General features: G+C 30.7%; 17 protein-coding genes. 16 read left to right on the top strand and 1 reads right to left on the bottom strand.

Annotation, left to right across the window (positions count from 1 at the left end; all coding sequences use genetic code 11):
• Positions 1-286 precede the first annotated feature (286 nt).
• The 12 genes from pheT to CLRAG_RS07075 all read left to right on the top strand — a co-directional run bounded on the left by pheT (position 287) and on the right by CLRAG_RS07075 (position 16,480).
• A complete protein-coding gene (pheT, locus tag CLRAG_RS07130; RefSeq protein ID WP_065077783.1) occupies positions 287-2,668 on the top strand; it encodes a phenylalanine--tRNA ligase subunit beta in 2,382 nt (793 codons plus the stop codon).
• Positions 2,669-2,831: 163 nt separating this feature from the next.
• Positions 2,832-3,431 (top strand): cell division protein ZapA, encoded by a 600-nt coding sequence (locus CLRAG_RS07125; protein ID WP_065077782.1) that lies wholly within the window; start codon positions 2,832-2,834, stop codon positions 3,429-3,431.
• 82 nt (positions 3,432-3,513) lie between these two features.
• Positions 3,514-5,883 carry a U32 family peptidase gene (locus CLRAG_RS07120; RefSeq protein WP_065077781.1) on the top strand — a complete coding sequence of 790 codons (2,370 nt, stop codon included), beginning with the start codon at positions 3,514-3,516 and terminating at the stop codon, positions 5,881-5,883.
• A 56-nt stretch (positions 5,884-5,939) separates the two neighbouring features.
• Positions 5,940-8,300, top strand: coding sequence for an endonuclease MutS2 (locus tag CLRAG_RS07115; protein WP_065077780.1), 2,361 nt, complete (start codon positions 5,940-5,942; stop codon positions 8,298-8,300).
• A 14-nt stretch (positions 8,301-8,314) separates the two neighbouring features.
• Positions 8,315-8,779: a 2-thiouracil desulfurase family protein gene (locus CLRAG_RS07110; RefSeq protein WP_065077779.1), complete on the top strand. Its 465-nt coding sequence runs from the start codon at positions 8,315-8,317 to the stop codon at positions 8,777-8,779.
• 140 nt (positions 8,780-8,919) lie between these two features.
• Entirely contained in the window at positions 8,920-9,936 is a 1,017-nt protein-coding gene (locus tag CLRAG_RS07105; protein ID WP_065077778.1) for an alpha-hydroxy-acid oxidizing protein, read from the top strand.
• A gap of 386 nt (positions 9,937-10,322) precedes the next feature.
• Positions 10,323-10,868 carry a GrpB family protein gene (locus tag CLRAG_RS07100; protein WP_065077777.1) on the top strand — a complete coding sequence of 182 codons (546 nt, stop codon included), beginning with the start codon at positions 10,323-10,325 and terminating at the stop codon, positions 10,866-10,868.
• 205 nt (positions 10,869-11,073) lie between these two features.
• Positions 11,074-11,745: a response regulator transcription factor gene (locus CLRAG_RS07095; protein ID WP_065077776.1), complete on the top strand. Its 672-nt coding sequence runs from the start codon at positions 11,074-11,076 to the stop codon at positions 11,743-11,745.
• A gap of 175 nt (positions 11,746-11,920) precedes the next feature.
• A complete protein-coding gene (locus tag CLRAG_RS07090; RefSeq protein ID WP_167351558.1) occupies positions 11,921-12,748 on the top strand; it encodes a sensor histidine kinase in 828 nt (275 codons plus the stop codon).
• 118 nt (positions 12,749-12,866) lie between these two features.
• Complete coding sequence (locus CLRAG_RS07085; protein WP_065077774.1) at positions 12,867-13,637, top strand: ABC transporter ATP-binding protein; 771 nt, start codon at positions 12,867-12,869, stop codon at positions 13,635-13,637.
• Complete coding sequence (locus tag CLRAG_RS07080) at positions 13,627-15,228, top strand: FtsX-like permease family protein (RefSeq protein ID WP_065077773.1); 1,602 nt, start codon at positions 13,627-13,629, stop codon at positions 15,226-15,228. The genes CLRAG_RS07085 and CLRAG_RS07080 overlap by 11 nt, the downstream gene beginning before the upstream one ends.
• A gap of 352 nt (positions 15,229-15,580) precedes the next feature.
• Complete coding sequence (locus CLRAG_RS07075; protein WP_275507571.1) at positions 15,581-16,480, top strand: permease prefix domain 1-containing protein; 900 nt, start codon at positions 15,581-15,583, stop codon at positions 16,478-16,480.
• Between the two features lie 487 nt (positions 16,481-16,967).
• Here CLRAG_RS07075 and CLRAG_RS07070 read toward each other — a convergent pair whose 3' ends face one another.
• Positions 16,968-18,428 carry an aminotransferase class I/II-fold pyridoxal phosphate-dependent enzyme gene (locus tag CLRAG_RS07070; protein ID WP_065077771.1) on the bottom strand — a complete coding sequence of 487 codons (1,461 nt, stop codon included), beginning with the start codon at positions 18,426-18,428 and terminating at the stop codon, positions 16,968-16,970.
• 264 nt (positions 18,429-18,692) lie between these two features.
• On the opposite strand from CLRAG_RS07070, the gene CLRAG_RS07065 reads away from it, so the two are divergent.
• The 4 genes from CLRAG_RS07065 to CLRAG_RS07050 all read left to right on the top strand — a co-directional run bounded on the left by CLRAG_RS07065 (position 18,693) and on the right by CLRAG_RS07050 (position 24,557).
• Complete coding sequence (locus tag CLRAG_RS07065) at positions 18,693-20,420, top strand: phospho-sugar mutase (RefSeq protein WP_154104956.1); 1,728 nt, start codon at positions 18,693-18,695, stop codon at positions 20,418-20,420.
• Positions 20,421-20,443: 23 nt separating this feature from the next.
• Positions 20,444-21,526: a tetratricopeptide repeat protein gene (locus CLRAG_RS07060; RefSeq protein WP_065077769.1), complete on the top strand. Its 1,083-nt coding sequence runs from the start codon at positions 20,444-20,446 to the stop codon at positions 21,524-21,526.
• Positions 21,527-21,561: 35 nt separating this feature from the next.
• The gene (galU, locus tag CLRAG_RS07055) at positions 21,562-22,479 is read left to right on the top strand and encodes a UTP--glucose-1-phosphate uridylyltransferase GalU (RefSeq protein ID WP_065077768.1); all 918 of its coding nucleotides are present in this window, start codon (positions 21,562-21,564) and stop codon (positions 22,477-22,479) included.
• Positions 22,480-22,718: 239 nt separating this feature from the next.
• Complete coding sequence (locus CLRAG_RS07050; RefSeq protein WP_065077767.1) at positions 22,719-24,557, top strand: nucleoside-diphosphate sugar epimerase/dehydratase; 1,839 nt, start codon at positions 22,719-22,721, stop codon at positions 24,555-24,557.
• Positions 24,558-24,563 lie beyond the last annotated feature (6 nt).

Raw genomic sequence — 24,563 nt, 5'->3', positions numbered from 1 at the left:
TTAAATTTCTATCTTAAAAATAAAATTTATGCGCAGATATATTTTTACAATAATGAAGCTCTTTTAAATATTTTGTATATAAGTCTTAGAAAAAAATTCGTAAAAACTTAGAACTTTTGAATTGTCTGAGGTACGAGTTTTCAAAAGTTCTTAGCTTTTTTAGAATTTTTTACTTAGACTTATCAAAATATTTAATGAGCTGAAGGTTGTAAAAATATCTCGGAGAATAATTTTATTTTTAACTAGAAAGTCTATCAAGATTAAAAATTTGAAAGGAGATTTTTGTATGAAAGTTCCAGTAAAATGGTTAAAGGATTATGTTAAAATAGATATTCCAGGAAAAGAATTAGGAGATAGATTGACTTTAAGTGGTTCAAAACTTGAAGAAGCAATTGTAACAGGGGATGAAATTCAAAACGTAGTTACAGGTAAAATAATAAAGATAGAAAGTCATCCTCAGGCAGATAAACTTGTTGTATGTCAGGTGGATATAGGAAAAGAAGAACCTATTCAAATTATAACAGCTGCCACTAATATGAAAGAACAAGATATAGTTCCTGTAGCACTTCATGACTCTACACTTCATGGTGGAGTAAAAATAAAAAAAGGAAAACTAAGAGGTCTTATGTCAAATGGAATGTTTTGCTCTGAGGAAGAGCTTGGCATAGCAGGAGATAAGCCTGTATATGGACTTATGATTTTAAAAGAAGATACACCAATTGGAAAGGACATAAAGGAAGTACTTGATATGACAAGTACTATACTTGATTTTGAGATAACTTCAAATAGACCTGATTGTCTTAGTATGATAGGAATGGCAAGGGAAACTGCTGCAACTTTAAATGAAAGCTATAAAATGCCAGAATTAGATTATAAGCCTTCTTGCAGCGAAAATATTCAAAACACATTAAAAGTAGAGATAAAAGATAAGCTTTGCAAAAGGTATATGGCAAGGGGCATAAAAGATGTAAAAATAGAGCCATCACCTTCATGGATGCAGGAGAGACTTTTAGAAGCAGGTGTAAGGCCAATAAACAATATAGTTGATATAACTAATTTTGTAATGCTTGAAATAGGAGAACCTATGCATGCTTATGATGTAAGGAAGATAAAATCGGGGACTATAGTTGTAGAGAGAGCTAAAGATGGAGAAAAGTTTACTACTCTTGATGAAGAGGAAAGGCAACTAGATCAGAATATGCTTACCATTAAAGATGGAGATAGGGCTATCGGACTTGCAGGAATAATGGGAGGTCTTAATTCTGAGATAAGAGATGATACTTCTTCTATAGTATTTGAGTGTGCTAACTTTGATGGTACTAATATAAGAGTTTCGTCACAAAAGCTGGCACTTAGAACAGAAGCTTCAGGTAGATTTGAAAAGGATCTTGATCCTAATTTAGCTGAGGTTGCTATGAACAGAGCTTGCAATTTAGTTGAGATGCTAAAAGCAGGAAAAGTTATGGAAGGTACTATTGATGTATACAATGAAAAAGTTGAACCTCACAGCGTAGATGTTGATTCCAACTGGGTAAATAAATTTTTGGGTACTGAAATACCTAAGGAAGATATGGTAGATTATTTAAATAGGCTGGAATTAAAAACTCAGCTTAGAGGAGATCTATTACATATAGATGTTCCTACTTTTAGGGGAGATATAAATATAAGAGAAGATGTGGCAGAAGAAGTAGCTAGAATATATGGATACAGCAATGTACCTACTACTGTAATAAGAAGTGTAAGTACAAAAGGCGGAAAGAATCCAAAGCAAAAGCTGGATGATAAATTGATAGAAACACTTATTTCAAGTGGATTAAACCAATCTATAAGTTACTCTTTTGTAAGCAGAAAGGTATTTGACAAAATACTTTTACCAGAAAATAGCAAACTTAGAAATGCCATAGCTATAAAAAATCCTTTGGGAGAAGACTACAGCATAATGAGAACAACTACATTACCGTCTATGATGGAATGCTTAGGTAGAAACTATTCAAGAAAAAATGAAATTGTAAGGTTATTTGAAATTGGAAGAGTGTATCTTCCACTAGAAAATGGTGATACTTTACCTGAAGAAGACAATATTGTAACCATTGGAATGTATGGTGAATGTGATTACTTCAATTTAAAAGGTATAGTGGAAAACATATTAGATACCTTAGGAATAGAAAAAATTTCTTTTAAGAGAGAAAGCGATAATCCAACTTTCCATCCTGGAAGAACAGCTGCCCTTTATGTAAATAGAAAGTTAGCAGGAGTGCTTGGAGAAATCCACCCAACTGTATGCGAAAATTATGGTATAGACGAAAGATGTTATATTGCTGAATTAAACTTAGATGTTTTGTATGAACATGCTGATTCAGATAAAAAATATACACCACTGCCTAAATTCCCTGCAGTTTCTAGAGACCTTGCAGTTTTAGTGGATGACAATATAATGGTACAGGAAGTGGAGGATATTATAAGAAAACAGGGAGGAAACATCCTAGAGAAAGTTAAATTGTTTGATGTTTATAGAGGAAAACAGATAGAAAGTGGAAAGAAGAGCATAGCTTATTCAATATCTTATAGAGCTGAAAATAAAACTCTTACAGATAAAGAAGTTAATAAAGTTCATAGCAAAATAATAAGATCACTAGAGCATAATTTAGGAGCACAACTTAGACAGTAAGGATTAATTGATCAATAAGGCTGGATGAATTTAATGTTCATTCAGCTTCTTTTTATGATACTTTAGCTCTTTAAGGTAAAATAAAATATTTCATATGTGGAAGATTTGTGATAGAATATTGTTATAAAGAATTGGAAACAGCATGATCTAAGAGGGTGTTTAAATGAGTATGGTGACGGTTTTTATAAATGGAGTTGAATATAATTTAAAAGGTGACGAGCAAGAAGAATATCTACATAAGGTAGCAAGTTATGTGGATAAAAAAGTTAAGAGTATTATAAAAAATAATAGTAAATTAAGCACTTCCTCAGCAGCTGTTTTATCGGCACTTAATGTAGCAGACGATATGTTAAAAGCTCAGGAAAAAGAAGACCAGTTGTCGGGAAGAGTGGATGAGCTAGAAAGAGTAGGGAAAGTATACGAGGATCAGATTAAATCTTTGAGAAAGCAGCTTAGGTATACGGAGGAGCTCAATGCTGAATTTAAAATAAAATTAAAGAATAGCAGTAGTAGTGAGTCTTTAAAAGAAAAAGATAAAAAAATAAGCAAATTAGAAGAAGAAATAAAAATTATAAAAGAAGAAGCTCAAAAGTATATGAATGAAAATACCAAAATGACGGCACAAAATAAGGAACTCAAATTTCAAGTCCAATCTGGTAAGTATAAGATAATAGATCTTCAACATAAACTAGAAGAAAACCAGATAAGTCTGGCAAAAGAGAGAAAAAGGAAAAATGCTCTTTTAAATAATGGGGTAAAATAAAATCCGAACTGACGATGGTCTTGGTTCGGATTTTATTAGTGAGTGAATAAATTTAAATATTTAAATAGGAGAAGATGGAATAATGAAAAAAGTGGAATTATTGGCTCCAGCAGGGAATTTAGAAAGTTTATATGCGGCAGTTCAAGCAGGGGCAGATGCTGTTTATCTTGGAGGAAATAAGTTTTCTGCAAGGGCTTATGCTTCTAACTTTGATGACAAGACTATGAAAGAGGCAGTGGAATATTGCCATCTATATAATGTAAAGGTATATGTTACTATAAATACTATAATGAAAGAAAAGGAATTGAAAGAAGCTTGTAAATATGCTGAATTTTTGTATAATGTAGGAGTAGATGCCCTTCTAATACAGGATATTGGTTTGGCATGTCTTTTAAGAGAAAGGCTTCCTGAACTTGAGCTTCATGCATCTACTCAAATGACAGTACACAATGCAGAGGCGGCCTTGTCTTTAAGTAAACTTGGTTTTAAAAGAATAGTACTTTCTAGAGAACTTTCATTAAAAGAAATAGAGTATATATCTAAAATTCTTGATATAGAAACGGAAGTATTTATACATGGTGCTCTTTGCGTTTGCTATTCTGGACAGTGTCTTATGAGCAGTATGATTGGGGGGAGAAGTGGAAATAGAGGCAGATGTGCCCAGCCCTGCAGGCTTCCCTATGAAATTGTAAATAAGAAAGATAAAGGTAAACATAAGGGGTATATTTTAAGTCCAAAAGATATGTGTACTATTGAAGATATTAAGGAAATAATAGAAAGTGGAGCAAGTTCCTTGAAAATAGAAGGAAGAATGAAAAGACCGGAATATGTGGCAGGAGTTGTATCGGAATATAGAAATGCCATTGATAATTTCTACCAAGAAGGTAAAAAATTAAAGGATTTGTCTTATATAGAAGGTAGTAAAAAAAGACTTTTGCAATTATTTAACAGACAGGGATTTTCAAAGGCTTACTTGCATAAAAATACTGGAAAAGATATGATGGCGTATTCTTTCCCTAAGAATACAGGTATAGAAATAGGTGAAGTAAATAGTGATAAAAGCATTCTACTTACTGAAGATATATCAGAAGGAGATGGAGTGAGAATTGGAACTAGTGGTTTTACTATTTCTAAACTGGTGAAGTCCGGAAAAGAAACTGCAAGGGCTTATAAGGGAGAAAGGGTCAAAATCTTTCCAGCAAATTATAAAGCAGGAGATAGGATATATAAAACCTCTGATTTAATTCAGCTTCAAAAGTTAGAAAAGATATATGAAGATCATTATGGCAAGAAAATTAACTTATGTTTAAAAATACAATTTGAAGTTGGAAAGCCAGTTACTTTGTACTGCAATTACGATAAAAGTGATTTTAGGGTAGAAGGACAAATAGTAGAAGAGGCTCTAAAGCAGCCTTTGAGCAAAGAGAGAATATATAAAAGTTTAAATAAAACTGGAAATAATATATTTAAATTTGATAGCATAGAATTTGAAATATTTCAACCTGGATTTTTGCCTATATCTGATTTAAATGAAATTAGAAGAAGGCTTTTAGATGAAATCAAGCAATATATACTAAATAAAAATAAAAAAAGTAGTATTTCAAGCAAAAAAGTATATGAAGTACCTGTGCTAAAAAACAATTTTGATAAAGTATATTTACCACCTAAAATGGTATTTGTAAATACTAATGAGCAATTGAAGGCAGTGATGGAATCAAGTTTTGAACACATATGCATAAATCCATTTAAACAAATTAAAATAAATAATTTAAATAATCTTGAATCTAAAAAAATATATATTAAAGTTCCCAATATAGTTAAAAACGAATTTAATTATATAGAGAAATTTATAGATAAAAACTTAAATAAAATTGAAGGCATAGTTACTGCAAATTTAGGTATAATAAGTAAGTTTAGAAATAAGCTAAATATATTAGGTGATTATAAGTTAAACATAACAAACAGCTGTGCACTGGATTTTTATAGCAAAATTATGAATGGATCTTGTTTAAGTGTGGAGCTAAGTAAACATGAAATAAATGAGCTAATTAGAAATAGTAATTTTAAAGCTCAAATGTTTGTATATGGAAAAGTGGAGCTTATGGTAAGTGAGTACTGTGCTGTAGGAAGCACTTTTGGAGGTAAAACTACTTCTAAAAATTGTAAAGGTGCTTGTAAAGAAGGGGAGTTCTTTCTTATAGACAGAAAGAAAAAAGAGTTTCCATTAAACACGGATGAATTCTGCAGAAGCTACATATATAATTCTGTTGCAACTAACCTTATATCGAATATAGAAGAACTTAGAAATATAGGAATTGACAGTTTTAGAGTAGATTTTATTGATGAAGATTATAGCAAGACTAAAAAAATATTAGAATGCTTTGAAAAAGAAGAATTTCATGGTGATTTTAGTGAGTTTACCAGAGGACATTATAAAAATAGTATAGAGTAAGATTATGGGTAACACAAAATTAAAGTCATTTGATCTGAAGGGATTGGTAAATTTAAATGAACGAAAAATCATTAAAGGTTTTAGAATTTTATAAAGTAAAGGGAAAATTAAAAAATTATGCAAATACTGGAGCAGCTAAAGATTTAATAGAAAAATTAAGCCCTTATGACAACCTGTATGAAGTGAGGGAACATTTACAGGAAACAAAAGAAGCTTTAAAACTTCTTGTAACTAAAGGCAACCCTCCTTTTGAAGGGGTTTATGATGTAAGACAGGGTATAAAAATGGCAGGAAAAGGTTCTACATTAATGCCAGGGCAAATTCTTAAAATAGGAGCAATACTCAGGGCTGCTAGGAGAATTCAGAAGTATATAACTGTGGCAGAAGATGAAGAACATTTTAAAATTATAGAAGACATATGTGCAGGTATTGTTCCTTTAAAAAATTTAGAAGATGAAATTTTTACAGCTATAGAAACCGAAGATGAAATATCTGATAAGGCAAGTTCTCTTCTCTACAATATCAGAAAAAGTTTAAAAGATAAAAATGCTTCAGTAAGGGATAGGGTAAATTCACTTATAAGAAGTTATTCCGATTACCTGCAGGATAATTTGTATACTATGAGAGGGGACAGATACGTGCTTCCTGTAAAAGCGGAAAATAAGTCATCCGTACCAGGACTTGTCCATGATCAAAGTTCAAGTGGGGCAACTCTTTATATAGAACCTATGGGACTTGTAAATTTGAACAATGAAATAAAGGAACTAAAACTAAAGGAAAAAGCAGAGATAGATAGAATATTAGCTGAACTGTCTCAGCAAATATATGATAATATAACTGTAGTTGAAAGAAATGCAGATATAATATGGGAACTTGATTTTATATTTGCTAAAGCTAAATTTGGCAGTGAGTTAAATGGAAACATTCCAAATGTAAGTGAAAATGGAGTAGTTAATATTATAGAAGGAAGGCATCCACTTATAAATAAAAAAACAGTAGTACCTATGGATGTATATATAGGTAGAAATTTTAGCTGTTTAGTTATAACAGGACCTAATACAGGAGGAAAAACTGTAACTCTCAAAACTATAGGGCTTTTACATATTATGGCGCTAAGTGGACTTATGATACCTGCTAGGGAGAATTCTACTGTAGGATTTTTTACAGAGGTATTTGCAGATATTGGAGATGAACAGAGCATAGAGCAGAATTTATCTACATTTTCATCACATATGACTAATATAGTAAATATTATTGAAAAGTTTGATGAAAAATCTCTTGTGTTGTTTGATGAATTAGGTGCAGGTACTGATCCTACAGAAGGTGCAGCTCTTGCAGTATCCATACTTGAAAACTTAAGAAAAAGAGGATGCACTATAGTAGCTACAACTCATTACAGTGAATTAAAAGTGTATGCTTTAAAAAATGAGGGAGTGGAAAATGCATCTGTAGAATTTGACATAGAAACTTTGAGACCTACTTATAGGCTTATGATAGGAGTACCGGGAAAGTCTAATGCTTTTGAAATATCTAAAAGGCTTGGACTGCCAGATTTTATAATAGAAGATGCTAGAGAAAATATAGCTAGCGATGCCTTACAATTTGAAGATTTAATTCAAAGCCTTCAGGAAAAGAAATCAAAAGCTGAAACTTTTGCTAGAGAAGCAGAAATACTAAAAAGTGAGGCAGCTAAAATCAAAGAAAAGTATGAAGAAAAAGCAAGTAAACTTCAAAATATAAGAGATAAGGCTATCATTGGAGCGCAGAGAGAGGCAAAAGAAATAATAAGAAGTTCTAAAGAAGAAGCAGATAAAATTCTAAAGGATATGAGAGAACTAGAAAGAATGGGATACACTTCTTCTGTAAGACATAAATTAGAGGAAAATAGAAAAAAACTTAAGGATAGATTAGAGAAAACTGAAGAAAAGTTGTATGATAATAAAAATGATGTTGGAGAAGAGCTTAAATCTGTAAAAGAAGGGCAGGAAGTATTCATACCTTCATTAAATCAAAAAGCAGTGGTACTATCTAAACCTGACAGTAAGGGGGAAGTACAGGTTCAAGCAGGAATCATGAAAATAAGTGTGAAGTTGAAAGAATTGAGAACTTCTAGTGGCAATTCAAAAAGTGAAAAGAAAAAGTTAAAAAGAGAAGCTAAATTAAATTTAAGAAATGTTTCAAGTTCAGTGGATTTAAGGGGAATGGACTCTATAGAGGCAACTTATACTGTAGACAAATATTTAGATGATGCATACATGGGAGGACTTAAAGAAGTTACTATAATACACGGTAAGGGTACCGGAGTGCTTAGAAATTCTATAACTGATATGTTAAAGAAGCATTCTCATGTAAAGAATCACAGGCTTGGAGAATATGGTGAAGGTGGCACAGGAGTTACAATAGTTGAATTGAAATAAGGAGTGTGGCTGGAGTGATATTAGTAAGTGCATGCTTGTGTGGCATTAATACTAAATATAATGGGCAAAATAATCTTTGTGAGAAAGTACTAAGTCTTGTGAAAGAAGGAAAGGCGCTGCCCTTATGTCCAGAACAGTTAGGTGGATTGAAGACTCCTAGAAACCCTTGCGAAATATGTGGCGGTACAGGTAAAGATGTGATAGATGGAAAAGCTGCTGTAATAAGTTCTAATGGAGAAAATTTTACAAGTGAATTTTTAAAAGGAGCCTATGAAACTTTAAAAGTAGCTAAGGCATGTAATATAAAAGAAGCTATTTTAAAGTCTAAAAGTCCATCCTGCGGTTTTGGTAAAATTTATGATGGAAATTTTAGTGGAAATATTATAGAGGGTGCCGGAGTAACAGCAGAACTTTTAAGCAAAAACCATATAAAGATATATGGAGAAAATGATTTTAATAAGGCATTTGAAAGAAAATAGGCTGGCATATGGATTAGTTATTTCTTTGAAAATGTCTAAACTTAATATTTAAATAAAATGAGTTATTTTTAATAAAATATTACTTGAAAGGGGTGAAGAACTGCTAAATATTAAGAAATTTAATATTTGGCGGCATTATTATGAATTATAAAGATGTATTAAAAAATGCAAGGGAAAATTTAAATGGAAGCTGCAGGGTATGCCCTGCCTGTAATGGAAACGCCTGTGCTGGAGAAGTGCCAGGTATGGGAGGAAAGGGAACAGGAGATTCTTTTAAAGAAAATTTTAATTCTCTGAGCAAATGTAAATTAAATATGAGAGTTATACATGATGCTAAAGATCCTGACACCTCAATAGAGTTATTTGGAAAAAAGATGGACATACCTGTTTTTGCAGCACCTGTATCAGGAACTACTTTGAATATGGGTGGAAAGTTTACTGAAGAAGAGTATATTTCCTCGGTTATAGGAGGATGTCTGGATGCAGGAATATATCCTATGGTAGGAGATACAGCAGTAGATTCTTTTCTTATAACTAATCTTGAAAAGCTTAAAGAATTTAATGGAGAAGGCATAGCTGTAATAAAACCCTGGGAAAATAAAAATGTTATAAGTAAAATAAAACTTGCTGAAAAAGCAGGAGCTTTTGCAGTAGGAATGGATATAGATGCTGCAGGACTAATAACTTTAGCACTTCATGGAAAGCCTGTGGGACCTAAGACTTTAGAAGAAATAAAAGAAGTTGTAGAAAGTGCAAAACTTCCTTTTATATTAAAGGGAATAATGACTCCAGACGAAGCAGAACTTGCAGTTAAAGCTGGAGTAAGTGCCATAGTTGTTTCAAACCATGGTGGAAGAGTTTTAGATCAAACTCCTGGAGTGGCAGAGGTACTTCCAGAGATAGCGAAGTTAGTTAAAGGCAAGGTTACAATACTTGCAGATGGTGGCGTGAGAACTGGTGTTGATGTACTTAAAATGTTAGCTTTAGGTGCAGATGCTGTACTTATAGGAAGACCTTTTGTAACTGCATCCTTTGGAGGACAAAGAGAAGGAGTAAAGATCTACATAGAAAATTTAAAGAGTGAACTAAAGTCAGCTATGGTTTTAACAGGTTGTAAGTCTGTTAAAAATGTAGATGATAGAATACTTTATAAATAGAGCTTCTAAAGAAAAAATAAAATTACACTCTTAAAATATTTTTACAACCTTCAGCTCGTTAAATATTTTGATAAGTCTAAGCAAAAAATTCTAAAAAGCTAAGAGGTTTTGGAAACTCGCACCTCAAACAATCCAAAATCTCTAAGATTTTACGAATTTTTTCCTAAGACTTATATGCAAAATATTTAAAAGAACTTCATTATTGTAAAATGTGCCTGCGTATAAATTGATTTTTAAGTTAGAGATTATTATATAATATATTTATAGGTAGTATATTTTTAAAGTTTTCAAACGGAATTTGAATTTTGTCCTCATATTTTCCGAATATAAGTCAACTTTTAGTTATATAAATCTATTTCAAATATGAAACATTAAGAGGAGTAACAATGCAAGGAGTTGAGCGTTATAAGGTTAGACTATTGCCTCATTGTGAAGAATGGAAAGAGGAATTTAAAGAAGCAAAAAAACAATTGAAAGAAATTTTCGGGGATAACGTAAATGACATACAGCATGTAGGCAGCACCTCAATTAATGGCATCTATGCCAAGCCAATACTTGACATTGCCATAGTATTAAAATCATTTGAAGATATGAACATAGAAGGAATGAAAAGGGCAGGTTATGATTATTGTGGTCCACAAAACAACAAAAAGAATAGGTATCTTTTTGTTTTAAGAGGTGAAGAAGAGATTTCATTAAGGCATGTTCATTGTTATGAACCAAACAATGTTGATTTTTATTTTATGACACGATTCAGAGATTTCCTAAATGGGCATGAAGAGTATGCTAAAGAGTATAATGATTTGAAAATATCTTTAGCAAAGCAATACCCAGATGATAGGATTATATATACAGATAAAAAAGAAAGTTTTGTAAAAATGATATATCAAAAAATTGATCTCAAAAAATACAAGAGTGACATAATCAAATAAGCATAATTAGAAATTATTTTACGCTTTCTGTAAAATAATGAAAATATATAGATGTTATGGTATAATTTTTATAATAATTAAATCGCAGCTGTAAAAAATTATGAACCTTAGTTATAAGAATGAGAAATTTTAAGTAGTCTAAGCATAAATTTAGTATATTTATTTACTTTATTTAACTTTTTCATAAAAATGAGGAATATAAACTATGAAAATATTAATTGTTGAAGATGATATTTCTATCGCTGAGTTGCTTTGTGATTCATTACAAGAGTGGGGTTATGAAGTTGACTATATAAGAGATTTTTTGAATATTACAGAACAGATAGCGAGAATAGTACCACATTTGCTGCTATTAGATGTAAAGTTACCATTTTACAACGGATTTTACTGGTGTAAAGAAATACGAAATATTTCTAATATGCCAATTATTTTTATATCTTCAAACAGTGACAAAATGAATATAGTAATGGCAATGAATATGGGGGCTGATGATTATATCACTAAGCCTTTTGATATTTCAGTGCTTGTGGCAAAAGTACAAGCGTTGCTTAGGAGAACCTATACTTTTCAAAAACAAAATAATATGATTGAATACCACGGCTTAATTTTATTGATTGATGAAAATTCAATTTCATACAATGGTCAAAAGTTAGAATTAACAAAAAACGAATTTAGGATTCTGGAACTTTTGCTGAAAAATAAGGGGTGTCCCATTTCAAAAAAAGATTTGATGATGAAGCTATGGAATGACGACTGTTTTGTTAGTGATAATACTTTGTTTGTAAATATTGCTCGTTTAAGAAAGACGCTTGAGAATATAGGATTACCTGAGCTGATAGTCACAAAGAAAGGTATTGGATATATGGTAAATGAATAGTATGAGAACACTTATTTTTTGTCTAAAAGAATTTTTAAAATTAGCTTATAGACAGATTATTTTTTTTATTTTGTGCATAAGCTTTTATGTTTTGTCCGCGATATTGTATAGAAGTCTGGCTTCATCAGTCATTTACACCATTTGTGTACTTACATTTCTTGGTGTTGTTTATTTTGTGGTTGAATTTATAAGGTTTTATCGTAAACATATATTTTTGCAAAATGAAATTAACAAGGACTTGATCACAATAGAAGAAGAAAATTTTAGCGATAATCTTATTGAAACAGATTACCAAAACTTAGTACTTAAATTATATAATCAGTCAAAGCGTTTGTTAGATGATAGAGAACGAACAAATAAGGAACAGTCTGATTATTTTAATTTGTGGGTGCATGAAATTAAGACTCCAATTTTTGCACTAGATCTTCTTGTCCAAAATAAGATTAAGGACACTGATACTATACTTAAATTTAAACAAGAATTGTTTAAAATCGAACAATATACTGAAATGGTTTTACAATATCTAAGAATTGAAAGTCTTACAGACGATTTCAAGTTTGAGCAATATTCTCTTTATAAAATCGTAAAAAATGCTGTAAAAAAGCATAGTGTAATTTTTATCAACAAAGACATAGAAGTTAAGTTACTTAAATTTGAGACAACCATACTTACAGACGAAAAATGGCTTTCCTTTATATTAGAACAAATATTATCTAACTCATTGAAATATACAAAAGAAGGATGGATATCCATAGAATTTGATGCATGTTTGAACGAACTAAGAATTTCAGATACAGGTATCGGTATTGCTTCTGAAGATTTGGAAAGAATTTTTGAAAAAAGTTTTACAGGCTACAATGGAAGAAGCGATAGGACGTCAACGGGAATGGGTCTATATCTCTGCAAAAAAGTAGCTTGTGCACTAAATATTGAAATATATGCAGAGTCTGTATTGAGACAAGGAACAACAATCAAGCTGCGTTTTGATAAATATAAAGTATAATTTTTACATGACAAAGATGTAATGTTAGATACAAAAATGTCATCTAGGCTTAAGATATAGAAACTTCTTTTACTATATAATTAACTTATAAAACAAGTTAGTAATTGGAGGAATTGTTATGGCATTTTTAGAAGTAATAAAATTAAAAAAAGTTTATAAAGCAAAATTGGGAAATGTACAGTATACAGCGCTCAAAGACGTAAGTTTTTCTGTGAAAAAGGGAGAGTATGTTGCAATTATGGGTGAGTCTGGAGCAGGAAAAACAACTTTGCTTAATATAATCAGTACACTTGATAAGAGTACAGATGGACAAGTAATTCTCGACGGAATTAACATGTCCATGTTAAAAGACAAAGAAATTTCTTCATTTAGAAGAAAAAATCTCGGATTTATATTTCAAGATTTTAATCTTTTAGATACCTTTTCGATAAAAGACAATATTCTTTTGCCATTGATTCTTTCAAATGTTTCAATTGACAAATCAAAACAAGAGCTAGAACTGCTTGCTAGACAACTTGGACTAACTGAACTCTTAAATAAGTATCCTTATGAAATTTCCGGTGGACAAAAGCAGCGTGTAGCAGTTGCCCGCGCCCTTATTACAAAGCCCAAATTGGTCTTAGCTGATGAACCTACCGGAGCACTTGATTCTAAGTCTGCTGGTAATTTACTTGCACAGTTTGAAGAAATTAATAAGAACGGACAAACAATTCTAATGGTGACACATAGCACACAGGCAGCAAGTCATGCTAGTCGTGTACTTTTTATTAAAGATGGTGTTGTATTTCACCAGCTTTATAGAGGAGATTTGGCAAGACAAAAGTTTTTTCAAAAAATATACGATACACTTACCCTGCTTATATCTGGGGGTATCAATCATGAAAACTAAATTTTGCCTTAAGCTGGCAATAAATAATCTTAAAAGAAACAAACAAATTTATATTCCTTACCTTATTGCAAGTATTAGCACCATATTTACTTTTTTGGTGTATGTGGCAATTGGAACTACAAGCACAATGACAAGCTTGCCACTTCAATCAGAATTTGTTCAGACTTTCTTTAAAGTAGGAACGATTATTATTGGGCTATTTAGTGTATTTTTTTTAATTTATGCTAACAGTTTTTTGATGAAGCAGCGAATGAAGGAATTTGGATTATTTTCTATTCTTGGACTTGAAAAAAGGCATATGATACTTGTTTTATTTTTCGAAACAACCTTTATTGCTATAACATCTTTTGTTTGTTCACTGATAATTGGATTTGTGTTTGGAAATATTTTTTTTAGATTATTTGTCAATATTATGAATCTTAACGGAGAAAATTATTTTTTTATTGGAGCAAGAGCAATTACAAGAACACTCTCGTTACTTGTAATTATTTATGAAATTGTTTTTGGAATTAATACCTTTAAGATACATCATACCAAAACTATTTCTCTTTTGAAAAGCAATTCGGTTGGTGAGAAAGAACCTAAAGGCCATAGTTTAATTGCAATTGTTGGTTTTATATTACTGATATTTTCTTATCTTTATGCCCTCTCTGCCAGCAAGATTTCGGATTTAATTCTGTTTGCACCAATTTTAATGACTGCTACCTACTTAGTATTCATAGCGGGAAGTATCGCTATTTTAAAAGCAATTAAAAAGAATGAGAAGCTATATTATAAGCCACAAAATTTTATATCAGTTTCAAACCTTATGTATCGTATGAAAAAGAATGGTGTGGGGTTAGCTAGCATTTGTATTTTTAGTACAGCTATTATTTTCTTACTTTCCGTTGTTTCTTCTGTATATTTTGGTAAGGATAGTATGCTCCGAACAAGATTCCCAAATTCCATTGAAATAAAAGCAACTGAAAATCTTGATGGGGTTTATGATGAAATTCATCTTCTTGCAAAAAACAACAATATACTTTTAAGTGATAAGCAAGGTGACTTTTCAGAAGCCGATAATCAGTACACTCTGTCTTTTAATACAGAAGGAACTGAAAAAAACCGAATTGCATTTGCAAAGAATATAAAGAATTCTATAAAAGAAAAGTCAATTATTACTTACTTTGCAAGCAGAGATTTAGAGAGCCTTGATTGGTATAATTACTTTGGTGGTGGATTATTTTTATGCGTCTTTATGGGAGTCCTATTTTTGATTGCACTTATATTGATACTCTACTATAAGCAGCTTTCAGAAGGAATAGAGGACAAAAAACAGTTTCAAATTCTACAAGATGTTGGAATGGATAAGGATGAAATAAAGTCTACCATTAACCAGCAAATAAAATTGATGTTCTTCTTACCTATTGGAATGACAATTCTCCATATGATTGTTGGATATAATTTAATATGCAGGGTTTTAGCAGGATTTCACTTATCAGATACACTATTAATTTTCAAATGCATATTAATTGTAATTATAGCATTCTCTTTTGTTTATGTTGCAGCATATAAGATTACATCAAACATTTATTATAAAATCATTAATTGATTGCAATAGTAAAGTATGGCAAGCTAAATATGGGAAGTTAAATTCACCGCTAACAAAACAATCAAAAAATCGAACAATTTTTATAAATACTGCATTATTCAACTTTGAATTCTGCAGTATTTTTGGGTCACATTTCAAATATTATGTTGATGTATTATAAATTTATGATAGATAGATTTTTAATTATAAAGAACAAAAGGATGCCCATTAACGCATCGAAAAATATATACGTAAAACATCATTAGAGAAACCCTATTATTTTAGAAAATGAAAATAGAAAATATTTTTTAAAACTGGAGTTTTTTCAAAGAGCAAAAAGCTTTAAAATTCGGGGTGCGTTAAAAAAGAAGAAATGAAAACTCACTTGAATGAAAGAACAAAAGAGCTCCAGAGTAAGGGATTAAATGAAGATGATAGTATTGATATTGCCATAAAAGAGTTCGGATCAGTAAAGGAAGTAGACGCTGAATTATCATTAATTATTTCAAAACAGAAAAAGTTTTGGAAGTATTTGTTTTTATGTGCTATAGTTATTTACTTAATTGGTGCTGCATTAAGTTTAATATATAATAAAAATGAGATTACTTTTTCTAAAAATGGTTTTGGTACCCATTACTATAAACAGTCTTCCTACATAGTTACGCATGAACTAGCGGATATTTTAAAAAGTGAAGATAACTTTAGTAAAGACACTGAAAAAAAAATAACTGAAAAACTTGATAAATATAATTCTCAAAACAATAATGGCATTTATTATTGTTCTGTATGGAAAGATCATAAAGAATTATTTTCATATTATAGAGGAAATAAAATTCCAATGTCAGAAAAGAATTCTGATTTTGAAGTATCCTATATTTATGCTAAGGATAAAAAAACTTTAAAATATAGTGTTACTTTCAAGTATACAAATAGTCAAAATAAGCTAGACGATAAAGGAATGGCTGAGTATGAAGATTTGTATTATAAGAGCATTTGGAGTAAATTTAGAAATTATAGCTATATATTATACCTTGCATCATGGATAGTATTTGCTATAGCATTTTTAGGTATAATTTATTCAGAAAGAAAATTACCTATATTTTTTATAGTATTAGTTTTTCTAGAAACTTGCGGTTTATTTTACATACTCTTTGATGATAATAAACACGGTTTGATGGGATTTATGTCAAGATACACCATAGCAGCAATACTTATTACTGGATTAATATCTGCAATCTTATATAAAAAGACAAATTCAAGGCAAGTATTTTAGGTTTATGAATTTATGATAGACTTTCTTTTTATCTGATGGCTACTTACTGTAATACCTCCACACACAGCGAAAGCGACTATGGCCAAATCAAAGATTTAAGTTCTCTGCTTTTCACACTAAGTAAGATTCATTGATATTAAGTTAAAATTTTGTATGTGTATAAGTTGAGTTATGTAATGATTTTTAAGTTAGAGATCATTGTATTATATATTTATAAGCAGTTTATGCCTAAAATAATATTTCTAACTAAAAATTAAACTTATACTTAGGAATATGCTGACAAAATTGAAATTACATTTAAAAACTTTTTCAATAAGTCTTAGCGAGGTATTTTAGAAAATCTTAAAAGCTTATATATGTCTGAGGTACGAGTTTATATAAGCTTTTTTAGATTTTCAAAATAGCGAGCTTTAGACTTATTAAAAGTTTTTATTGTAATGAAATTTGTCAGCATATCTGCAGTGTAATTCTATTTTTATTTGAGAAATTATTTTACTACTTTTATATATTCAACTTCAGGGTCTTCTGTACCTTGAACATACAATCCAGTATCTTTTAGCTCTTGTACGTAGTCTACAATTTCTTTTGTTATTTCTTCACCGGGACAAAGCACTGGTATTCCAGGAGGATATGCCATTAAAAATTCTCCACTTATCATACCTATGCTGTCTTTTAACAGCACCGGCGTTTTTTCAGAATTAAAAGCATCTCTTGGAATTTTTAATTGTACTGGTATAGGAGGTATATCCAGAAAGTCTGATTTTCTATTTCCTCTCCCATAGTATTCTTTGCTGACTTCTTCTAGAGAATTTATAAGGGCATCTATATTTTCTTTAGTATCTCCAAAAGAACCAACAGCTAAAATATTATATAAATCTGAGAGTTCCATTTGTATATGATACTTATTTGATAAAATCATATCTAAGTCATAGCCTGTAATGCCCAAATCTCTACAGGTTATGGTTATTTTGGTAGGATCAAGGGACACTACGCCAGGGTTACCAACTATTTCTTCCCCAAAACAGTATAATCCTGGTATATTGTTGATTTTATACCTGGCATAACTTGACAGGTCAATAGCTTTACTCAGCAGTTCTTTTCCATAGAGAGCTATTTGTCTCCTGGCACAATCCAGTGAAGCCATTAATACATAAGAAGGTGAAGTTGTTTGGAGTAGAGATAAAACTTGTTGAACCCTGTGTATATCAATACGTTCTGAGCGAACGTGAAGCAGCGAACACTGAGTCATGGCTCCTATTATTTTATGAGTACTTTGGGAACACATATCGGCACCAGCTTGCATAGCTGATATTGGTAAATTATCGTTAAAACCAAGGTGTGGTCCATGGGCCTCGTCTACAATTAAAGGAATATCATAACTGTGTACTATATCTGATATTTTTTTAATGTCTGCAGCAACTCCGTAATAGGTAGGATTTATAATTAAAACGGCCTTTGCATCAGGATTTTGTTTTAAAGTATCCTCTACGGTTTCAGAAGTAACACCATGGGCAATTCCTATTGTTTTATCTAGTTCAGGCTGCATATATACAGGTATTGCACCACTTAATATAATTCCAGCAGTAACGGATTTGTGTACGTTTCTTGGAATTATTATTTTATCTCCTGAATTCACTACAGACATGATCATGGTTTGTATAGCACCAGATGTTCCATGTATTGAAAAAAAAGCGGCATCAGAGCCATAGGCATCTGCAGCTAATTGCTGTGCCCTTTTTATTGGACCAGTAGGATGGTGAAGACTATCCACTAATTTAAATACAGTAACGTCAATTTTAAAGGGATTTTCTCCCATAAATTTTTTAAATTCTTCGTCTATACCGTTCCCTTTTTTATGACCTGGCACATGAAAAGGAATGGTATTCCTATTTACGTATTCCATTAATGCGTCAAATAGTGGAGTTTCACTTTGATCTAATTTATACACCTTGATAAACACCTTCCTTCAAAAAAAATACCCTTTAACTCTTGGAATTAAAGGGATAATCATACTTAGTAAAAACTAATATCATTATATGTTAATTCATATAGAGATTCAATAATACCAATTTATATAAATAAATTAACCTAAAATTAAGAAATAAGTTATATATATATATTATGAGGTAAAAATATGGTTGTATACATGTTTTTAGATATAGTTTATAGTATAATAGTAAATGTTAAATATTGCATATAGGAGGTAAAGATAATGTATAGAGAAAAATATGAATATTGGTTGAGTTCACCTTATGTGGATGACGATGGAAAAATAGAACTAAAAAATATAGAAGATGAAAAGGAAATAGAAGATAGATTTTATAAGGACTTGGAGTTTGGCACAGGAGGTCTTAGAGGCGTAATAGGTATAGGCAGTAATAGAATGAATATATATACTGTGGGAAAAGCTACAGAAGGATTATCAAAATATCTTATAAAAAAATATAATACAAATATTTCCGTATGCATAGCTTATGATTGTAGAATAATGTCCAAGGAATTTGCAGAGGCTGCTGCAAGTAATTTATGTGCGAATGGCATAGAAGTAAATCTTTTTAAAACTCTTCATCCAACACCAATGCTCTCCTATGCAGTAAGAGAACTTAAAAGCAAGGCAGGTATTGTTATAACAGCATCTCATAACCCAAAGCAATATAATGGATATAAGGTATATGGGGAAGATGGTGGACAGGTAACAGATGATTTTGCAAATGAAATACTATCTTGTATAGAAAGTATCAGTGATTTTTCAGAAATAAAACATATGGATTTAAAAGAAGCTGAAAACAAAGGTATACTTCATATGCTGGGAGAAGATATAGATAAATCCTATATAGAGAAGGTAAAGAGCCTGGCTATAAGGAAAGATCTTATAGAAGCGCATGCAAAAGATTTAAAAATAATATATACTCCGCTGCATGGAACTGGTAATATTCCAGTGAGAAGGGCGCTTAAAGAACTTGGATATGAAAATGTGAATATAGTAAAAGAACAAGAAAGCCCAGATGGAAGTTTTCCAACAGCAGAATATCCTAATCCCGAAGATCCTAGAGTTTTTGAACTGGCTTTAGATATGGCACAGACTATAAAGCCAGATATAATATTTGGAACAGATCCAGATTGTGATAGAATAGGGATAGTAGTGAAGAATGTAGAAGGCCAGTATAAAACACTTACTGGAAATCAAGTAGGTGTTCTTTTAACCCATTATATTATTTCATCACTAAAGGAAATTGATAAGTTGCCCAAAAATGGTGCTGTGGTAAAAACTATAGTGACTACAGAGATGGTTCAAGATATAGCAAAAGAATATGGGGTAGAATTAGTAAATGTGTTAACTGGATTCAAATATATAGGAGAAAAAATAAAAGAATTTAAAAGCAAGGAAAATAAAGAGTATATATTTGGATTTGAAGAAAGCTACGGCTATCTGGCAGGAGATTTTGTAAGAGACAAGGATGCTGTAATTGCAGCTACTCTTATATGTGAAATGACGCTGTACTATAAAACGAAGGGCATAAGTCTTTACGAAGCTCTATTAAATCTCTATAAAAAATATGGGTTTTATAAAGAAAAATTGATTTCAGTAGAACTTAAAGGAAGAGAAGGTCACGAAAAAATAGAAAAAATTCTACAGTATATGAGGCATTCCATGAAAAGAACACTTGGTGATACAAAAATAGTTAAAAAGTTAGACTATAAGTTAAGTGTAGAAAAAGATTTAATAAATATAAATGAAAATATAATACATTTACCTAAGTCAAATGTACTGAAATTTATTATGGAAGATAAATCCTGGTTTGTAGTTAGGCCTTCGGGAACGGAACCTAAAATAAAAATTTATCTTTCAATAATAGGAAACAGTTTGAAAGATGCTGAAGAAAAAATGAATGTATTTGAGAAAAGAGTTATGAAAATAATAGACGATGTAAATTGCTAATAAATTGTGTAGGTGGTAAATTAATGGATATAAAATCACATTTTGCAGAAAAATTATCTAAATTATTATTTGTAGAAGTAAATGAAAAAAGTTTAGAAAAAATATTTAAAGTTACTTTTCCAGGAGATATATATTTGCCTTTAAATTCTAAAAATATAGTTGACAATGTTAAAATTAAAAACAATATGGATAGAATACCAATAGGGTATTTTATTGAAGGCATGTTTTACGTATTAGGTGCAGATGAAAATTTTAGGTTTAGTAATCACTATAAAAGTATAATAGCTGGAAATAATGAATATATTAGATTTATAAAAGGCATAATAGCGAGGAATGTTAAAAATAAAGAATATGAAGATGCTTATATATTGTTAAAAGGGTTATCTATTATGGAAGATTCTACAGAAATATATGACAAACTTATATCCATGGTAGATGAGATTAGAAAAACCAATAAAATCTATAAGGAAGAGGAATTGGAGATATTAAAAAGAGCCGAATCCAAAGAAAATTATGCACTGCCATATCTTTATGAATCCCTTATTAAAAGAGAAGACGGAGATTATGAGAAAGCATTGTTTTATATAAATAACTATGTAGGAAAAGGTGGAAAAGAAACCTTAGAGATAACAGATATGAAAGAAGAACTTAAATCCATTGTACACTATGACAGGGGAAAAGAGCTTTTAGAAGATAATCCTGAAGAGGCACTAAAATTGTTAATACCTCTTATGGATACTTTTGGAGATAATGCTTCCTTATATTACTACATAGCAGTTGGATATAGAAAACTAGAAAATTATGAAAAGGCAATTTATTACTTAAATGATGCACTTAATATAGACAGCAGTATAGTAGAAATTGTAAACGAAATGGGTATAAATTATGCATCTATTGGAGACTATGAAAAGGCTATAGCTTATTTGAGAAAAGCATTTGAAGCTACTAGATCCGTAGAAATATGCACTAATCTTATAATGTGCTATTTGGACTCTGGAAATTTACAAGATGCAAAAAAACATCTGGAAATCGCAAAGAAAATAGATCCTAAAGATGAAGTAGTTATTGAAATAGATAACTTTATTAAGAAGGTTGAAAAAAAGTAATCCTATGTAACATGAATGCGAAAGGAGATTTTAAGGTGAATGTAAAAAAGGCTATAATACCAGCTGCTGGTCTTGGAACAAGGTTTTTACCGGCCACGAAGGCTCAACCTAAGGAAATGCTGCCTATAGTAGATAAACCTACCATCCAATATATTATAGAAGAAGCAGTAGCATCTGGAATAGAAGAAATTTTAATAATAACAGGAAAAAATAAAAGGGCAATAGAAGATCACTTTGATAAATCCGTAGAATTGGAACAGGAACTGGAGAATAAAGACAAGAAAGATCTTTTGAAAATGGTACAGGATATATCAAATATGGCAGATATATACTACATAAGACAGAAGGAACCAAAGGGCCTTGGACATGCAATAAGTTGTGCAAAAACTTTTGTTGGAAATCAACCTTTTGCGGTAATGCTCGGCGATGATGTGGTAGATAGTAAAGAGCCATGTTTAAAACAGCTTATAAAATGCTATGATGAATATAAAACCTCAATTATAGGTGTACAGGAGGTTCCTAAAGAATATGTAGATAGATATGGTATAGTAAAAGGAATGTATATAGAAGATAAGGTATACAAAGTTAAAGATTTAATAGAAAAACCTAAAGTGGAAGAGGCTCCGTCTAATATAGCCATACTTGGAAGATATATAATAACACCATCCATATTTGAAATATTAGAGAACACTACTCCAGGAAAGGGAGGAGAAATTCAACTCACAGATGCCCTGAGAACTTTAGCTCAAAATGAAGCTATGTATGCATATAATTTTGAGGGAAGAAGGTATGATGTGGGAGACAAACTTGGATTTTTACAAGCCACTGTGGAATATGCCCTGAAGAGGGATGAATTAAAAAAGCCTTTTATGAAATATCTTTTAGATTTAAAAGAACAAAAGATATTTAAAGAAGTTTATGATGATATAACTTCTAATTCTCAGAAGAAATAGAGTTTAATAAAGCTGCATCTATAATTTTAGAATTTATGTGAAATTATAGGTGCAATTTATTTAGTAACAAAAAATTAATTAATTTATCAATACTGCTGGTGAAATAGAACAGCAGTATTAAATTGTGTGATGTATGACATTACCTGTTAAAAAATGTGTTGAATAATTTTGTTTATGATGTAAAATAGATAAAGGGAGTTTTTATATAAAATTTTTACAATAATTTAGGAAGTGTTGAAATGCAAAAAGACAAAAAACTCATAGTATACGATATATTATTTCTTATAGGTTCCTTATATTTTGCCTTATTACTTAAATTTGATTTTAATATACAGCAGGAATATATAATATTTTTAAAAATTTCAGTTATTCCTATGGTAATTATAACTTTAGTATTTAACAAAGTTTTTAATTTATACGATAGTATATGGAAATATGCATCGGTAGAAGAGTTAATTTCTATTGTATATTCTGTTTCTGTATCCAATATTATATTTGTAATTTACAGCTATTTTATAAATTATAAGTTTCTTGAAAATAGGTACTATAGATTTCCATATACCGTACATATAATTTTTTGGATATTATCTGTTCTAACATTAGGCGGAATAAGATTTATATACAGGTTACTCCAAGATAAAAGTGTAGGACAATATAAAAAAATAAGGAATAAAAGGCTACTTATAATTGGTGCAGGAGATGCATCGGCAGTACTTATAAAGGAGATAAAGAAAAATAGAAATTTTAATTATGATGTAGCTGGACTTATAGATGATGATGCAACAAAAAGAAAAAAGTTGATAAATGGTATAAAAGTTTTAGGAGGAAGAGATGACATACCGAGAATATGTAAAGAAACAAGGATAGAAGAAATAATAATTGCAATGCCTTCTGCAGATATCAAGACTAAAAGGGAAATCATAAATATATGTAAAAGTACAAAATGCAAGCTTAAAACTTTGCCTGGCATATATGAAATGATAGATGGAAATTTAAATATGAGCAAATTAAGAGATGTAAACATAGAAGATCTTCTTGGAAGAGACGAAGTTAAGCTTAACAATGAAAATATAAATAAGTACATAAAAGATAAGGTTATAATGGTCACAGGTGGTGGAGGATCTATAGGATCTGAATTATGCAGGCAGATAGCTAGATTTGGTCCAAAGCAACTTTTGATACTAGACATATATGAAAATAACGTTTATGACGTGCAGATGGAATTAAACTATAATTATTCAAAATTAAATAAAGCCATAATTATAGCTTCTATAAGAGATGAAGATAGATTAAGAAGTATATTTGATAAATACAGACCTGAAGTAGTTTTTCATGCAGCTGCTCATAAGCACGTTCCACTTATGGAAGGTAATCCGGCAGAAGCTGTAAAGAATAATATAATTGGTACCTATAATGTACTGAAATGTTGTAATGAATTTAAAGTTGATAAGTTTGTTCAAATAAGTACGGATAAGGCAGTTAATCCAACTAATGTTATGGGAGCTTCAAAGAGATTTTGTGAAATTATGGTGCAGGCTTTTGATGAAGTTAGTGAGACTGAGTATGTAGCTGTAAGATTTGGAAATGTTTTAGGAAGTAATGGTTCGGTAATTCCACTTTTTAAAAAGCAAATAGCCCATGGGGGACCTGTTACGGTAACCCATCCTGAAATAAATAGATTTTTTATGACTATACCTGAAGCAGCACAGCTTGTAATTCAGGCAGGTGCCATAGCCCATGGTGGAGAAATTTTTGTACTTGATATGGGAAAACCCGTAAAAATAGTAGATCTGGCTAAGGATCTTATAACTTTATCTGGATATGAACCTGATGTGGATATAAAAATAGAATATACAGGTTTAAGACCAGGAGAGAAATTATATGAGGAACTTCTTATGAATGAAGTAGCTTTAACTTCCACAGAACATGATAAGATATTTGTTGAAAAACCAGGTAAAATAGATATGACTTTTGTGGAGGAGTCTATAAAACAGTTTAGAGAAGTGGTAAATGAAGATAAAGAGGAAATAATCAAACTTATAGAGGAAAAAGTACCAACCTATAAGAGAAAAAAATAGCAAAAG

This window comes from Clostridium ragsdalei P11 (genome assembly GCF_001675165.1).
GTDB lineage: Bacteria > Bacillota > Clostridia > Clostridiales > Clostridiaceae > Clostridium_B > Clostridium_B ragsdalei.
Note: the sequence above shows the minus strand (reverse complement) of the source record. Positions and strands in the feature narration are given on the sequence as shown.